This is a genomic window from Adlercreutzia equolifaciens DSM 19450 (assembly GCF_000478885.1).
GTDB classification, from domain to species: Bacteria; Actinomycetota; Coriobacteriia; order Coriobacteriales; family Eggerthellaceae; genus Adlercreutzia; species Adlercreutzia equolifaciens.
This window is the reverse complement of the sequence record NC_022567.1, coordinates 2,521,276-2,537,678: the sequence shown is the minus strand read 5'-3', so window position 1 is coordinate 2,537,678 and position 16,403 is coordinate 2,521,276. Positions and strand designations below refer to the sequence as shown.

Below are 16,403 nucleotides of genomic sequence, written 5' to 3'. Positions count from 1 at the left end.
AACGGGAGTTTCGCTTCCCTCCGTCTTTTCGCATGATCGGACCTGTGCATGATAACAAATCGTTGCATGCAGTGATTGAGCAGTTTCAGGAGAGGAGATCTTATGGCGGCAAATCAAAGCAGAAGGACGTTCGTGAAGACAGCGGGGACAACGCTTATGGTTGCTGGGCTCGCGGGCATGGGACTTGTGGGCTGCAGCTCGCAAGGTGCCTCCAGTGGCACGGGCAGCACGGGCGACGCGTCCTCCGATGGGTTCGAATGGGATGAAGAGACCGACGTCCTTGTCGTTGGCTCGGGCTTGGCCGGCGTGGCGGCAGCCGTTACCGTGGCAAAGGAAGACCCGAATGCGACATGCCTTCTCATTGAGAAGGGCCAAAGCCCCCTCGGCAATGGAAACAGCCCGTTTTCCACCGGTATCTTCATGTACACGACGGAAGATCGCGAGCAGGATGCGCTCGAGTATCTCAAGGAGCTTCGGGAGAATGAGGAAACCGGGACGCCCGATGATGTGCTCGAGGCATTCGCGAGCGAGATAGTCCATAATCTGGATTGGATCAAAGAGCTGGGCGCCACCGACGCGGATCTTACCATCATCCCCGGCACGGCCGACCTCGTGTGTTTCCCGGAGTACCCCGAACTCGAGCATTCCGCGTCGTGCGATTATGCCGCTTTCGGAGCGGAGGGCAGCAAGTGGGACCATGTCACGAAGTTCATGAACGACGTTCTAAACGACTTGCCTGCCATTACCTTGAAAACCCAATGCCCCCTGACGGCCTTGGTGCAAGATCCTTCCACGAAAACGGTACTCGGCGGCATTTACTCTGACGGAAGCACCGAGGTTCGCGTCAAAGCGAACAAGGGCGTGATCATGACGTGCGGTGGCTTTGAGAGCAATCCCGGCATGATGGCTAATTACTTCTCCGAGCCGACGGTGAAGCCGGTCGCCGCGCAGGAGAACACAGGTGACGGCCATCGCATCTGCACGCTTCTGGGCGCTGCTGAGTGGCATATGAATTCTGGGGCCGGGTTCTGGAACACCATCCGCAAGCTCGATGACTCTGGGTGGGGCAAATACAGCGGAACCGGCAGCATCAATACGGCCCTCGGCATTACCGTAGCGAGTAACGGACGGCGCTTCTACATGGATTGGGATGCGTGTGGCACGATCGATTGGGACCAGTACTATGAGGGCGTGCCGCTGAATGCCTCCGTGGGGTCGCATCACGGCCACATGCAGTTCGGGGGTGATTGGCACCTGCTGCCTATGCCTAAGATCAGCTGGTTCGTGTGCGACCAAGCGGCGATTGACAACGGCGTCTTCGCCCTGCAGGGCGAAGACCCGGTGGCCGAGGGCTTCGGTTACAAGGCCGACACGCTCGAGGAGCTTGCTGCTCAGGCAGATCTTCCTGCCGAGCAGCTCATTGAAACTGTTGACCTTTGGAATTCCTATTGCGAGAACGGGAAGGATCCGGCCTTCTTCCGGCCGCCGAATACACTGACGCCCATTAAGACGGCGCCGTTCTACATCATGATGCAGCAGCCTCAGATGCTGAACACCGACGGCGGCCCCGTTCGCAGCGCGAAGGCCGAGATCATCGACGTCGAAGGCAATCCTATTCCGCACCTCTATTCGGCCGGCGAGTTCGGTTCGGTGTGGTCTAGTCTCTACCAAGGCGGAGGCAACTTGGGCGAGTGTCTTGCTTTCGGTCGCATTGCCGCCAGAAGCGCGCTTGCCAACTAATACTTGCTCTCTACGATGCCCTCCCTGCGCCCCGAGATCTCTGTTAAGGTCTCGGGGCGGTTTGCGCCTCTGCGGAAGGCGCGCGGTGCGTGCGTGGAAGCTGGCTAGTCCTTCGCCGTGTTCAGCAGCATCTGGATGCCCTCGTCGATAATGCTGGAGGTCATGGCGCCCATATAGCCGCCAAGAATATTGCCTTCGGCATCGATCAAGTAGGTCTGCGGGATGGAGCTCACGCCGAAGGCGGTGGCTGCCGAGTTGTTGGCATCGAAATAGCACGGGAAGGTGTAGCCGGCGTCGGCGAGGAAGGCCTTGGCGCTCTGCTCGGTCTCGCCGTTCATGCCGGTCATGTTCACGATGACGAATTCCACATCAGTGCCGTGCTCTTTCCACGCGGTCTGGATGTCGGGCATCTCACTTTGGCAAGGGCCGCACCAGCTGGCCCAGAAGTTCAGCAGCACCGGCTTGCCCTTGAAGTCGGCCAGGGTGAGGGTCGCTCCGTCCGCGTCGGTCATGGTGAAGTCCGGCGCCGGGGTGGTGGCTGCGTTGGCGCCGTTGCCGTCGCCGGTGTCGTCGGCGGCATCTACCTCGGTTTCTTGGACAGCATCGGTACCGGTCACCTCTATCTGCTTGTTGTCGGCCGCTGGCGCGAGAACGCTGTAGGCCACGCCCGCGCCGATGAGCAGCACAGCGAAGACGACGGCGGCCACGATGACGCCCACGTGCTTCTTGCGGTCGGCCTTCTCGCCCTCCGGCGTGGCAGCTGCGGCTTTCTCTTCGGCTTCCAGGGACGCCAAGCGCTCGCCGATGGCCTCGCCCCGCTGCTCGGCCGCTGAGGGCTCAGCTGCTGCGGGGGTCGCACTTGCCGCCGTCTCGGCTGGGGTGCTGCTATCGGTCGGGGCCGCTGTCGTCTCGGCTGGGGCGCCGGCATCGGTCGGCATCTTCTCGTTCTCGCTCATGTTCGAACCTTTCTCCTTCGGGCTGGATTCCGCGGGTTAGCTCAGCAGGCGCAAAAAGCCGCCGAGCAGTCCCGTCGCCATGAGCACGCCCACGGCGACCAGAAACCAGCCGCATACCTTATTAATGATATCGTAATGCTGCTTGATGACGGTGAAAGCGCCCTTCAGCTTGTCGATGAGCACGGCGGCCGCCACAAACGGAATGCCGAGGCCGGCCGAGTAGCACAGAAGCAGAATAACGCCCTGTGCCACCGACGCCTGCTGCGAGGCCAGCATGAGCGCCGAGCCGAGGAACGCCCCCACGCACGGCGTCCATCCGACAGAGAAGATGACGCCGAACAGCACCGAGGAGAAAAATCCCAGCTGGCGCCCTGCCAGCGGGTTCTTCGCGCCGTGGAAGAGGTTGATCTTGATGATGCCGAGGAAGTACAGACCGAATGCGATGACCACCAGACCGCACACCACGTTGACGGCGCTCTGGTACTCGATGAAGAACGCACCTACCGATGAGGCCAAAGCGCCCATGGCGATGAACACGCAGGTAAACCCCAGCACGAACCCAAGGGCATTGCGCAGCACGATGGACGTGCGCACTTCCTCGCCGGCGGCAAAGTAGGTGACATAGATGGGGATCATGGGAAGCAGGCACGGCGACACGAAGGTGATGATGCCCTCCAGAAAGGTGATGAGATAGGTCACAAATCCTCCTCCTGCTTCGCTCGCCGTTTTGCGATGTCTCGCATTATTCCCTATTTGCGAGCGACGTGCCTCCGTCTTCACAGAAAGTGAAGTGACCGTTACGTGCTTCGGCATCGTGCGGTGGCCCGTTGCCGCAAGGCGTTTCTGGCGTTATGCTGGTGGGCGTAAGTGAAATTACGAGTGCGTGCGCGATTGGCTCGAAGGGATTGAGTTGTTCGGAGGGAAGTAGTGTGACTGTTTTGGCTGATTCCATCACGCGCCGTCGTTTTGTGTGGTTGGCGGCTTTGGCCGGCGGAAGCCTGGCGTTGGGCGGCTGCGCGGGCGACGGGTCGAACGGGGCGGACGATTCAGCTGGCGAAGGCGCGGGCGAGAGCCAAGGCCCCGAAGATGCTGCGGCCGCCGCGCGTGCTGCTGCGGACGAGCGCATCGGCGCCATGACGCTCGAGCAGAAGGTGGCCCAGCTGTTTATCGTGACCCCCGAAGCGCTGGTGGAAGGTGTGTCCCAGGTTACCCAGGCGGGGGATATGACCCGCGAGGGTGTTGCGGCCCATCCCGTGGGCGGCATCGTTTACTTCGCCCAGAACCTGCTCGATCCCGAGCAGACGACGACCATGCTCGCGAACGTGAAGCAGTTCTACGCTGACAGCGGCAATGTAGCGCCTTTTGTCGCGGTCGATGAAGAGGGAGGCACGGTGGTGCGCGTCGCCGGCAACGAGGCCTTCGGTGTCCAGGACGTGGGCGACGCTTCTGCTCTCGGCAGCGCTGGCGATACCGAGGCGGCCAAGCGCGCCGCCGAGCAGATCGCCGACTACCTGGCGCCGCTCGGGTTCAACCTGGATCTCGCCCCCGTGGCCGATGTGGTGGATCCCCTGCGCAGCGACACCATGGGCCTGCGTTCGTTCTCGAGCGACGCCGCCGTGGCGGCTGACATGGTGCGGGCCGAGGTGGAGGGCTTCCGCGACAAGAAGATGCTCTGCTGCGCCAAGCACTTCCCGGGCATCGGCGCGGCGGCTGGCGATTCCCACGAGGGCGCCATCACCATCGAAGCGACGAGCGAGGGGTTGGAAACGGTGGATCTCGTGCCCTTCCGCGCGGCCATCGAAGCAGGGGTGCCCATGATCATGGTGGGACATGTGAGCCTGCCGAACATCATCGGCGACAGTACGCCGGCCCCGCTCAGTTCGACCGTTGTCCAGGGCATGCTGCGCGATTCCCTGGGTTACACGGGCATCGTCGTCACCGACTCGCTTTCCATGGGCGCCATCACCAATTACTACACCCCGGCGGAAGCGGCGGTCGCGGCGCTCAAGGCGGGTTGCGACATTCCGCTCATGCCCGAGCGTTTCGACGAGGCCTACCAGGGGGTGTTGGACGCCGTGCAGGCAGGCGAGCTGACTGAAGAGCGCCTCGACGAATCCCTCATCCGCATACTTTCCGCCAAACAGGAGTACTTCGGACTGTAGGGGCGTGTTTTCTCCGTAGGGGCGACCTTGGTCGCCCCTGGGCCGCAATGGCGGCGGGTGCTGGGATTTGAAGACAACGGCGCCTTTTCAATGCAAGGTCGATCCGCTTGCGGAGGGGCGACCAAGGTCGCCCCCTACGGGGTCATAGCGGTTCGCTTACGGGGTTTCGACGGCGAGGCTCTTACGCCGCCGGTTCCCATATGCGGACGAGGCAGTGCTTCTGCTGCTCGCCGCCGATGGGGGTGTAGTCCACGTTGCAGTAGGTGACGGCGCGCGTGCCCATATGCGTGGAAGCGAGGAAATCGTTGTAGTCGCCCGATCCCTCCTCAAGGGGCAGCTTCACATAGCGTCGTCCTGCAAGATCGATGGCCACCACGAAGCTACCGCCGCGCACCATGAGCCAGTTGCCGCACCAGCAGGGCGGGGAAAGCGGGTTCGCTGCGAAATGGAACCAGGGCACGGCGCTGTAGGCCTCGGTGCCGGGGTTGGCGCAGGCGATGGGCAGGTACGGCGCGGCGGCGTCTGCCTCACCCGTCTCGGCAGCGGCTTCCTCCGTGTTGGCTGCCACGAGCGAGGCGGCCTCGGGGGATTCCATGGGCAAGTAGGTGCCCAAATTCGCGATACCCTCGCCGTAGTTGTAAATGCCGTCGAAGGCGAAGCTGAAGCCGGTTTTTCCCCAGCCGCATTCCATCGGCTTCATGGACGAGGGCAGAACGCAGGCGTCGGTAACCTCGCCGGTGGCGGCGTCCAGGTGGGTGAGCTGGTAGTAGGTGCCGCTTGTGCGGGCGCGGGGCGCCAGCGCGAGACTGTCTCCGCAGGAGGTGGGCGCGCAGGCCACGCGTCCCTGAGAGGCATACACTACCTGGGAATCGGTCGTGCCGAAGGCGGCGCGCAAAAGCCGAGAATCTTCCACGCGGGCGTTGCCGTCGAGCTGCGGAAGGCGCTGCCAGAAAGCGTAGCCGGCGGCGACGGCCAAGGTGGGCATCTCCCAGTTCACGTCGCCCTCGTCGAGCAGCTGCGGCTCGCCCAGCGTTGTGCCGGAAAGCGATGCCGCGTACACGCGCCAGACATTGTCCAGGATGTCGGCTTCGGTCCAGACGACGCCGGCGCTGTTCGCGCGCACATCGTAAATCTCGAAACCCTCGGCCTCGCCCACGGCATGCTCGATGATGGTGGTGCACTCGGCTGAGGACAGGTCGAGGAGCCCCACCTCGGCCAGGGGCTTGGCGGTTTCCGTGGGAAGCAGGCAGGCGGCAACGGCGTCGTCGCTGCACCAGACGAGCGTGCCGAAGGGCAGCTTCGCCGAGCCGGCCAGCGTGACGGCGTCCTCATAGTTTTCCATCTCTTCCAAGTCGGTCTGCGCGGTGACGGCGTTTTCGGGCACCTTAAGGGTTTTCAGGGCGTCGTCGTCGCCGGAGCGCCCGGCTGCCCAAGCGGCCCCGCCGCCCACGGCGGCCAGCGCGGCCACGCCCGCCACGCCGTAGAGGAAATGACGGCGCGTCAGCAAGACCTCGTGGCCTCCGGGCAAGGAGAGGGATGTGGGTTGTTTTGTTGCAACGCGCCGCGTGGGCGCGGATCTTCTCTGGGGCATGGGACTATTGTGTCATTTCGCATACGCCTCGGCGACCATACGAAGGCAAACGCTACAATAAACGCAAACACGACTGCTGGGCTGATATATGCGCTGTCAACTGATGAAATCGCAGGTCAGCGCAATGAAGCTTTGGCATCCTAGGAACTGCAAGCGAACATGCAAGGAGAGTATCCCCATGAGCAACGAGACGCGACGCATTCTTCTGGTTGAAGACGAGAAGGCCATCCGCGATGCGGTGACGGCCTATTTGGAGCGCGAGAACTACTGGGTGACCGCCGTCGGCGACGGCCAGGACGCCCTGGAAGAGTTCCAGAAGCATCACTTCGATCTGGTCATTCTGGACCTCATGCTTCCCCGCGTGCCGGGCGAGCGCGTCTGCCGCGTGATCCGCGACACCTCCGATGTGCCGATCATCATGCTGACGGCCAAGGGCGAGGTGGAAGACCGCATCATCGGTCTGGAGCTGGGCGCCGACGACTACCTGGTGAAGCCCTTCAGCCCCCGCGAGCTGGTGGCCCGTTCCCGCGCGCTGCTGCGCCGCGTGCACGCCGATTCCGAGCCCCAGCGCGAGGTGCTCGAGTTCGGCGAGCTGACCATCGATGTGTCCGGCCACAAGGTGCTCGTCTCCGGCGAGGAGATCGATCTCACTGCCAGCGAGTTCAAGCTGCTCACCACGCTGTCCCGCTACCCCGGTCGCGTGTACAGCCGCATGGAGCTCGTCGAGAAGGTGCTCGGCTACGACTTCGAGGGCTACGAGCGCACCATCGACTCCCACGTGAAGAACCTGCGCGCCAAGATCGGCGACAACCCCCGCAACCCGAAGTGGCTCCACACCGTGCATGGCGTGGGCTACCGCTTCGAGGATCCCACCAAGAACGGCCAGTAGCCGCCCCTTTCGCGTCGTTGCCGTCGGGCCCGTTCGGCTCTGGCGTCCCCCGTCCGCTTCGAAGGAGTTCCATGACCGAGACGGAAGCAAAACCGCGCATTCTGGAAACCGCTGAAGAGGTCGCCCCGCCGGCGGCCTCTTCTCCTTCTCCGGAGCGCAAGAAGGAAAAAAAGCACCTGCGCTGGTCGAACCTTTCCTATACGACCCGCGTGACCTTGGCCTTTGCCCTTATTGCCGCCATGACTGCCCTTGTGGCCATCGGCGTGGTTTCCTTCGTGTGGGAGCAGCATTTTCGCACCTACACGGCCGACAACATGCAGACGCTCTGCGAAACCACGGCGAACCGCATCGCGGCCATCTACGAGGAGACCGGCGATTTGTGGAACCCCGAGACCACGCGCCCGGCCGCCCAGGCCACCGAGCTTACGAGTGGCGTCGGCGTGCGGGTGATCGACTTGAAGGGGAGCACCGTTTTCGACTCATCCGTCATCATCGACGAGCAGCAGGGCGATGTGTTCAAGTCCTTCGCGCCGCAGGACACCTCGCAGGTGGCCACGGCCTATATTAAGGTTGATGGTGAGAAGGTGGGCACTGTGCGCCTGTGGGTCTACGGCTCCGAGGCCCTTATGCGCCAGCCCGATCAGGAGTTCCGCGACAATTCATACCAGGCCATGTTCATCGCCGGTGGCGTGGCCATCGTGCTCGCGTCCTGCATCGGCTTTCTCTTCGCGCGCAACTTGGTGTCGCCGATCAACCGCATCATGAAGACGGCCCGGGCCATCGGCGACGGCGACTTGTCGGCTCGCACGCATTTGACCGGCGAGGACGAGGTAGCCCGGCTCGGCGAGACCTTCGACGTCATGGCCGAGTCGGTCGAGAAAGATCGCGACCTGGAGCGGCGCCTGACGACCGACGTCGCCCACGAGTTGCGCACCCCGCTCATGGCCATTCAGGCCACGGTTGAGGCCATGATCGATGGCGTCTACGAGGCCGACGAGGAGCGCCTAGTCACCGTGAATTCCGAGATCCAGCGCCTGTCGCGGCTGGTGAACGCCCTTCTGAAGCTGTCCCGTTTGGAAAACCGCGCCGAGCCCATGAAGGAGGAGGTCGTCAACGTCGGCGAGCTAATCTCCGGCATCGTCGCCACCCACGAGATGTTCGTGTCCGATTCCGGCCTCACCCTGGAATACGACGCCCAGCCCGACGTCATGGTGGTGGGCGACGCCGATATGATCCGCCAGGCCACGGCGAACCTGATTTCCAACGCCGTGCGTTACACGCCGGAGGGCGGCCACATCACGGTGTCGGTGAAGAAGGGCGACATCATGGCCTCCATTGCCGTGCGCGACACCGGCATCGGCCTTTCCAAAGAGGAGGCTCGCATGGTGTTCTCGCGCTTCTGGCGCGCCGATGCCGGCCGCAACCGCGAGAGCGGCGGCCTTGGTGTGGGCCTGGCCGTGGTGAAGGAGATCGTCGACCGCCACGGCGGCTGGGTGCAGGTGGAAGGCGAGAAGGGCAAGGGCGCCTGCTTCACCATCCATATCCCGCTGTATGACGAAGACGCCTCCAAGCACCGCCGCAACTCCAAGAAGCGCACCGGCCACAAAAAGCCCGCGAAAGCGAGCCGATAAAACTCGCTGCTGGCCATTTCTATCCCCGAATCGACGAAGTTTACATAACAACCGTTCATTCGTGGCTGCTTTTCGCCGAGATGGCCTCTTTGGAAGCCATCTCTAGCCGCAAATCGCCGAAGTTTACGTAACAACCGTCGATTTGCGGCTACTTTTTCTGGGGAGGGTGCCGATCAGCACTCTTTAGGGGTACTTTACTGGACGGGGTCCTGCGAGGGTAGGGCCAATAGGGGCGCTTTATCGGACGGGAGTCCTGAGAAGGGATCAACTGCCGTTTTCTGCAGAACTCCGCCTCCGAAGAGCCATAAGGTTTGTCCCGTCGGTTCCGTCCTTTAGGGATGCTGTGCCGTGTGGGGGACGGCGCGGCGCGGGTGTTCTCATTTGTGCCATAATGTCCGGTATGCGAAAAATGCTCGGGCATTTGCGTTCGAACGGCGTCCGCTGGGCGACGATCGAGAGGGGCGGCGCTCGGGCTCATCAAGGAGAAAGGGCGTTCCATGGCGGGAATCGACATCACCCCCGACGCGCAGGGCAAGGTGCGCGATCTGTACGATTTGGGCGACAAGCTGCTGCTTGTGGCCACCGACCGCATTTCGGCCTTCGACTACATTCTGGAGGACGAGATTCCCTATAAGGGTCAGGTGCTCACCCAGCTCTCCAAGTTCTGGTTCGAGCTGCTCGATGGCGTCGTGGAAAACCACCTCATCTCCACCGATGTGGCCGACCTGCCCGACGAGTTTCAGCCCTATGCCGACTATCTACGCGGGCGCTTCATGCTGGTGAAGAAAGCCGACATGTTCCCCGCCGAGTGCATCGTGCGCGGCTATTTGGCTGGCAGCGGCCTGAAGGAGTACAACCGCGAGGGCACCGTCTGCGGCATCGAACTGCCCGAGGGTCTCGTGAACTCCTCGAAGCTGCCCGAGCCCATCTTCACTCCGTCCACCAAAGCCGAGATCGGCGACCACGACGAGAACATCTCGTTCGACCGTCTCGTGGAAATCCTCGGCGAAGAGGATGCTACCGCCCTGCGCGATCTGGCGCTCAAAGTGTACACCACCGCCGCCGATCACGCGGCCGAGCGCGGCGTCATCATCGCCGACACGAAGTTCGAGTTCGGCCGCCTCGGCGACACCATCATTTTGGCTGACGAGGTGCTCACGCCCGACTCCTCACGCTTCTGGCCCGGCGACACCTACGAGGAGGGCAGCGACCAGCCCAGCTTCGACAAGCAGTTCGTCCGCGACTGGCTCACCGCCCATTGGGACAAGACTGGCAACCCGCCGCGTTTGCCCCAGGACATCATCGACGCCACCTCGGCCAAGTACATCCAGGCTTACGAGACCATCACGGGAAAGACGTTTGACCCGGCGACGTTCTAGCATGCAAGAAAAGGTCACGGCAACTGCCGGCGATCTCGCCGCGAAGGAAGGATCGACCAGGGCATTTTTCCTGAAGCGACCTGGAGGAGCCGGGTAAGTTTCGGGCCCGTGACCGCTACCACCCGAATGACCACTTGAAGGAGAACCACAGCAACATGTCCCAGCGCAACCCCATGAACGAGCGGTACACCTCCGAAGACCGCACCGGCGTGACCCGCAAGTCGGCCGCCTCGGCCAAGCCGAAGGCCAAGGCCGCCGCCTCGGTCACCGTGAAGTCGGCGAAGAAGACGCCCGAGCAGCGCAAGGCCGAGGAGAAGGCCGCCCGCAAGGCCGCTGCCGCCAAGCAGCGCGAGGTGGAGCGCAAGTATTACAAGCCCGACACGCCGCGCTACAAGCGTCTGCGCGCCATCTGGTGGGTGCTGCTCATTGCGGCTATCGGCTGCACCACGCTGAGCTTCGTCGGCCAACAGTCGCTGCCGCCGGCGGTGGGCGCGGTCACGCTCATCTTGGCCTACGTGTTCATCATCGCCGCTTTCGTGCTCGATTTTTGGAAGATCAAGAAAGAGCGCGTCGCCTACCAGGAGCGCATGCTGGCGCTTGAGGAGAAGAACGCCAAGGCCGAGAAGCAGGCGCGCCGTGTGCAGCAGGCCAAGCAGGTGAAGGCGAAGGGCTCGGGGAAGAACCAGAACCGCCATGCGGCTCAGAAGAAGGGCGGCGAGGTCGAGGAAGACGCCGACGCCGGTGCCGGAGAGTCCGATGAGGCTCCGGTGAAGCCGGCCCGCCGTGGCCTGTTCGGCAGCGGTTTCCGTCTTTCCAACCGTGAGAAGATGCAAGCCGAGAAGAAGGCTGCGAAGGAAGCTGAAAAAGCCGATTAGAACCCCCATCGTAGGGGCGGACCAAGGTCTGCCCCTACAGAAAAGTTCGAGCGCCCGTCCCTTGAAGAGAGAGGCACATCCATGGTATCTCGCGTCTATGTTGAGAAGAAGCCCGGGTTTGATGGCGAGGCCCGCGCCCTGGCAGCCGAGCTGCGCGACATCGTCGGCATTTCGGGGCTGACCGGCGTGCGCCTGGTGAACCGCTACGACGTGGAAGGCGCGACGGACGAGTTATTCGCCGCCTGCGTGCCCACGGTGTTCTCCGAGCCGCAATCCGACACCGCCACCTTCGAGCTGCCCGAGGCCAACGGCGCGGCGGTGTTCGCCGTGGAGTTTCTGCCCGGCCAGTTCGACCAGCGCGCCGATTCGGCGAGCGAGTGCATCCAGCTCATCAGCCAGGGCGAGCGCCCCGCTGTGCGCTCGGCGGTGGTGTACTACCTGGAAGGCGATCTGACTGAAGACGACGTGGAGGCCGTGAAGCGCTACGTCATCAACCCGGTGGAGGCCCGCGAGGCCTCGCTGGATACGCGCGACACTCTGGCCATGGCCTTCGAGCGCCCGGCCGACGTGGAGGTCATCGAGGGCTTCACTACCTTTGCCGATGACGAGCTGGCCCGTTTCATCGATGAGCGCGGCCTGGCCATGGATCTGGCCGACATCCAGTTCTGCCGCGCGTACTTCGCCGAGGAGGGTCGCGACCCCTCCATCACCGAGATCAAGATGATCGACACCTACTGGTCCGATCACTGCCGCCACACCACCTTCGGCACCGTGCTGAATGAGGTGGAAATCGCCGACGCCAACGTGCAGGCCGCCTTCGACCGCTACTTGGAGCTGCGTCGCGAGCTTGGGCGCGACGAAAAGCCGGTGTGCCTCATGGATATGGGCACCATCGGCGCGAAGTGGCTGAAGAAAGAGGGCATTCTCACCGGGCTCGACGAGTCCGAGGAGATCAACGCCTGCACCATCAAGTGCAAGGTAGATGTCGATGGCGAGGAGCAGGACTGGCTGTACCTCTTTAAGAACGAGACCCACAATCATCCCACCGAGATCGAGCCCTTCGGCGGCGCGGCCACCTGCGTGGGCGGCGCCATCCGCGACCCTCTCTCGGGCCGCTCCTACGTGTACCAGGCCATGCGCGTCACAGGCGCGGCCGATCCCACGGTGCCCGTGGCCGACACCATTCCCGGCAAGCTTCCTCAGCGCAAGCTCGTGACCACGGCGGCGGCCGGCTACTCCTCCTACGGCAACCAGATCGGCCTGGCCACGGGTCAGGTGCACGAGCTGTACCACCCCGGCTACGCCGCCAAGCGCATGGAAATCGGCGCGGTAGTGGGCGCCACGCCGGCCGACCATGTGCGCCGCGAGACCCCGGCGCCGGGCGATGTGGTGGTGCTTCTCGGCGGCCGCACGGGCCGCGACGGCATCGGCGGCGCCACGGGCTCTTCCAAGGCCCATTCCGTGGAGTCGTTGGAAAGCTGCGGGGCCGAGGTGCAGAAGGGTAACGCGCCCGTGGAGCGCAAGATCCAGCGCCTGTTCCGCCGCGGCGACGCGTGCCGCATGATCAAGCGCTGCAACGACTTCGGCGCCGGCGGCGTGTCCGTGGCCATCGGTGAATTGGCCGACGGCCTGGACATCAACCTGGATGCCGTGCCCAAGAAGTACGATGGGCTCGATGGCACGGAGCTCGCCATTTCCGAGTCGCAGGAGCGCATGGCCGTAGCGCTGGCGCCCGAGGACGTGGATGCCTTCATCGCACTCGCCCACGAGGAGAACCTGGAGGCCACGCCGGTGGCCGTGGTTACGGAAGAGCCCCGGGTGCGCATGCATTGGCGCGGCGACACTATCGTGGACGTGAGCCGCGAGTTCCTCGCGAGCAACGGAGCGCCGAAGCATGCGGCGGTGGCCGTACCCGCGCCGGCCGACGAGAGCTTCGCCGAAAGTGCCTGCGACCGCGCCTTCGAGGCGACAAGCGAGCTGACCGACCCCGTGGTGGACGCCGTGTGCGACGCCGACTCGCTGGAGGTGTCCCTCGCGGCGCTCATGGGCGACATCAACCGCGCCTCGAACAAGGGCCTCGTGGAGCGCTTCGACTCCACTATCGGCGCGGCCACGGTGCTCATGCCTTTCGGCGGCGCTCGCCAGCTCACCCCGGCACTCGCCATGGTGGCGAAGCTGCCGGTGCTCGGCGGCAAGACCACCACGGTTTCGGGCCTGTCCTGGGGCTTCAACCCGTACCTTTCGTCCTACGATCCCTACGCCGGCGCCTACATGGCCGTGCTCGACTCCGTGGCGAAGCTCGTGGCTACCGGTTTCGAGCGGGCGAACATGTACCTCACCTTCCAAGAGTACTTCGAGAAGCTGCGCCAGGATCCGGAGCGCTGGGGCAAGCCCATGGCGGCGGTGCTCGGCGCGCTCATGGCCCAGATCGATTTCGGGGTGGGCGCCATCGGCGGCAAGGACTCCATGTCCGGTTCCTTCGAGGATTTGGACGTGCCGCCGACGCTCGTGTCCTTCGCGACGGCTATCGGCAATATCGACCGCATCACCTCACCGGAGCTGAAGGAGGCGGGCGACAACCTCATCTGGGTTTCCTTCGAGGATGCGCTGGCGTCGAGCGTCTGCGCGACCTTCGACGCGGTGGAGCACCTCATCGGTGCGGGTATCGTGCGGGCGTGCGCGAGCGGCGCCTACGGCGGCTTGGCCGAGACGCTGGTGAAGGCGGCTGTGGGCAACGGCCTGGGTATCACCGTAGACGAGGATATCGACATGGGCCAGCTGTTCGAGCCGGCCTACGGCACGTTCGTGATCGAGCTGGCCGTCGGCGAGGATGCCCAGTCCGTCGTCACGCGCTTGGAAGACGCCGGGCTCGATGCCAATGTGGACGTGGTGGCGCTCGGTCAGGTGACCAGCGCTTACGAGCTGACCTGCGACGGCCAGGTGGCCGATCTCGCCGTGGTGCAGGAGGCCTGGGAGCGCGGAGGCGGGCTTGAAAGCGTGTTCCCGTACCGCACCTCGCCGGAAGAGCGCGCAGCGGCCGAGACGGTGCCCGCCATCAGCTTCGAAGGGGAGGCGGCCCCGGCCTACCACGGCCCGGCGCTGCTGGGCGACACCTCCGGCGCCCCGCGCGTGGTCATCCCGGTGTTCCCCGGCAACAACTGCGAGTACGACTCCGCCGCCGCTTTCGAGCGGGCCGGTGCCGTGCCCACCGTGTACGTGGTGAACAATCTGACGCCCGAGGCCGTGGCCGAGTCCACCGCCGAGCTGGCGCGCCTCATCCGCGCGTCCCAGATCGTCATGATTCCCGGCGGCTTCTCCGGCGGCGACGAGCCCGACGGTTCCGCGAAGTTCATCACGGCGTTTTTCCGCGCGCCCGAAGTGACCGAGGCGGTGCGCGACCTTCTGCAGGCGCGCGACGGCCTCATGCTCGGTATCTGCAACGGCTTCCAGGCCCTGGTGAAGCTGGGCCTGGTGCCCTTCGGCGACATCCGTCCGATGGATGCCGACTGCGCCACCCTCACCTTCAACAACATCGGCCGTCACCAGAGCACGCTCGTGCGCACGCGCGTGGCCAGCACGATGTCTCCCTGGATGAGCCGCATGGAAGTGGGGGAGATGCACACGGTGGCCATCAGCCACGGCGAGGGCCGCTTCGTGGCGCCCCCCGCGCTGCTCGACTCCATGATCGCAAACGGGCAGGTCGCCACCCAGTACGTGGACGCCGCGGGGCAGCCTTCCATGGACTTGGCGGTGAACCCCAACGGCTCGGTGCTCGCCATCGAGGGCATCACGAGCCCCGACGGCCGCGTGCTCGGCAAGATGGGTCACACGGAGCGCGCCGGCGCGGGCCTGTACAAGAACGCCTTCGGCAACACCTACCAGCCCCTCTTCGAAGGCGGCGTCGACTACTTCCGCACGAAGTAGTTACTGCCAGAGCCTCACTTCGGGCTCCAACTGCACGCCGGTGGTTTCGTGGACGCGGCGCTGCACCTCGGCGATGAGGGCCAGCACGTCGGCGGCGGTGGCGTCGCCGGTGTTCACGACGAAGCCGGCGTGCTTGGTGGATACTTGCGCGCCGCCGACGCGAAGGCCCTGGCAGCCGGCCTCTTGGATGAGAGCCCCCGCGAAGTGACCCTCGGGGCGCTTGAAGGTGCTGCCGGCGCTCGGCATCTCCAGCGGTTGCTTGCTCTCGCGGCGCTCGCGCAGCTCTTCCATGCGCGCGGCAATGGCGGCAGGGGAGTCAGCGCGCAGCTGCAGCGTGGCCCCGAGCACCACCCAGCTCTCGCGCATCATGCGGCTTTGGCGATAGCCCCACGCGGCTTCCGGCGCTGGCACGTTCGCGACGCGCCACGACCCCTCGCTCGGCACCAGGCAGCGTACTTCCACGGCTACGTCCGAGAACTGGCCCTCGTAGGCGCCGGCGTTCATGATGGCTGCGCCTCCGATGGTGCCGGGAATGCCGCTGGCGAACTCGTAGCCCGCAAGCCCGGCATCCCGCGCTGCGGCGGCCACGGCGGCGTTCGTGGCCCCGGCTGCTGCTCGCACGAGGCCGCCGGGCAGCACCTCCACGGCGGCGAAGTTGTCCGCCAGCAGAAGCGTCACGCCGTCAAGTCCCTCGTCGGGCGCGAGCACATTGGAGCCGAGTCCCAGCACACGCCAGGGAATCCCGGCCGCCTCGCAAGTCGACACCACGCCTGCCACCTCGTCTTCGGAGCGCGGCGTCACGAGCCATTGCGCCGGCCCCCCGATGCGAAATGTCGTATGCTCGGCCAGGGGTTCGCTGGGCCGCACATTCTGCGAACCGACGATATCCTGAAGGCTCTTCTCGAAGCTCGGGGCGCTCACTGTTTGTTCCTCCTCAACTGAGTGACGGCTTAGAGGAGACGGAGGGTGTTCTGACCGAGCGAGTTCCGCAGCGACTGAAACAGCCCAGTGGGCTGTTTCACAAAGCGAGGACTGTCTGAGCGAATCAGAATACCCTGCGGCTCCGACACGCGGGGAGGTGCAACCTCTCCGTTTGCCATAGCGATCGGGTTACCGTTGGTGACCCGCATGGCTCATTGTACTAGAATACGCCCATGACGAAATCGCTGACATATCCGCGCGATCACCAAAACGTCCCCGCCCATCGCCGCTCGCGCCTCGCGCCCGCGTTCGTAACTGCGGCCGTTTCCGCGTCC

Annotated in this window: 11 protein-coding genes; 7 read left to right on the top strand and 4 right to left on the bottom strand. The window is 64.4% G+C overall.

Features of this window, described 5'->3' with window-relative positions; all coding sequences use genetic code 11:
- Positions 1 to 102 precede the first annotated feature (102 nt).
- Positions 103 to 1,740 carry an FAD-dependent oxidoreductase gene (locus tag AEQU_RS10245; RefSeq protein ID WP_022741180.1) on the top strand — a complete coding sequence of 546 codons (1,638 nt, stop codon included), beginning with the start codon at positions 103 to 105 and terminating at the stop codon, positions 1,738 to 1,740.
- A 104-nt stretch (positions 1,741 to 1,844) separates the two neighbouring features.
- Here the strand turns inward: AEQU_RS10245 and AEQU_RS10240 are convergent, their stop codons facing one another.
- Both AEQU_RS10240 and AEQU_RS10235 read right to left on the bottom strand, forming a co-directional pair.
- A complete protein-coding gene (locus AEQU_RS10240) occupies positions 1,845 to 2,696 on the bottom strand; it encodes a TlpA family protein disulfide reductase (RefSeq protein WP_022741178.1) in 852 nt (283 codons plus the stop codon).
- Positions 2,697 to 2,732: 36 nt separating this feature from the next.
- Positions 2,733 to 3,395 (bottom strand): cytochrome c biogenesis CcdA family protein, encoded by a 663-nt coding sequence (locus tag AEQU_RS10235; RefSeq protein ID WP_022741176.1) that lies wholly within the window; start codon positions 3,393 to 3,395, stop codon positions 2,733 to 2,735.
- Positions 3,396 to 3,625: 230 nt separating this feature from the next.
- Between AEQU_RS10235 and AEQU_RS10230 the strand changes: the two genes are divergently transcribed.
- Entirely contained in the window at positions 3,626 to 4,858 is a 1,233-nt protein-coding gene (locus AEQU_RS10230; protein WP_022741173.1) for a glycoside hydrolase family 3 N-terminal domain-containing protein, read from the top strand.
- Positions 4,859 to 5,039: 181 nt separating this feature from the next.
- Here AEQU_RS10230 and AEQU_RS10225 read toward each other — a convergent pair whose 3' ends face one another.
- A complete protein-coding gene (locus AEQU_RS10225; protein ID WP_022741170.1) occupies positions 5,040 to 6,365 on the bottom strand; it encodes a twin-arginine translocation signal domain-containing protein in 1,326 nt (441 codons plus the stop codon).
- Positions 6,366 to 6,627: 262 nt separating this feature from the next.
- Here AEQU_RS10225 and AEQU_RS10220 point away from each other — a divergent pair, with 262 nt between their 5' ends.
- The 5 genes from AEQU_RS10220 (at position 6,628) to AEQU_RS10200 (ending at position 15,147) form a co-directional block, all read left to right on the top strand.
- Entirely contained in the window at positions 6,628 to 7,338 is a 711-nt protein-coding gene (locus AEQU_RS10220) for a response regulator transcription factor (protein WP_022741169.1), read from the top strand.
- Positions 7,339 to 7,409: 71 nt separating this feature from the next.
- Positions 7,410 to 8,969: a sensor histidine kinase gene (locus AEQU_RS10215; RefSeq protein WP_022741165.1), complete on the top strand. Its 1,560-nt coding sequence runs from the start codon at positions 7,410 to 7,412 to the stop codon at positions 8,967 to 8,969.
- A gap of 497 nt (positions 8,970 to 9,466) precedes the next feature.
- The gene (locus tag AEQU_RS10210) at positions 9,467 to 10,348 is read left to right on the top strand and encodes a phosphoribosylaminoimidazolesuccinocarboxamide synthase (protein ID WP_022741161.1); all 882 of its coding nucleotides are present in this window, start codon (positions 9,467 to 9,469) and stop codon (positions 10,346 to 10,348) included.
- Between the two features lie 155 nt (positions 10,349 to 10,503).
- Positions 10,504 to 11,223: a hypothetical protein gene (locus tag AEQU_RS10205; protein ID WP_022741158.1), complete on the top strand. Its 720-nt coding sequence runs from the start codon at positions 10,504 to 10,506 to the stop codon at positions 11,221 to 11,223.
- 81 nt (positions 11,224 to 11,304) lie between these two features.
- The gene (locus tag AEQU_RS10200) at positions 11,305 to 15,147 is read left to right on the top strand and encodes a phosphoribosylformylglycinamidine synthase (protein WP_022741154.1); all 3,843 of its coding nucleotides are present in this window, start codon (positions 11,305 to 11,307) and stop codon (positions 15,145 to 15,147) included.
- Here AEQU_RS10200 and murB read toward each other — a convergent pair whose 3' ends face one another.
- Positions 15,148 to 16,068 carry a UDP-N-acetylmuramate dehydrogenase gene (gene murB / locus AEQU_RS10195; RefSeq protein WP_022741151.1) on the bottom strand — a complete coding sequence of 307 codons (921 nt, stop codon included), beginning with the start codon at positions 16,066 to 16,068 and terminating at the stop codon, positions 15,148 to 15,150.
- Positions 16,069 to 16,403: the final 335 nt, after the last annotated feature.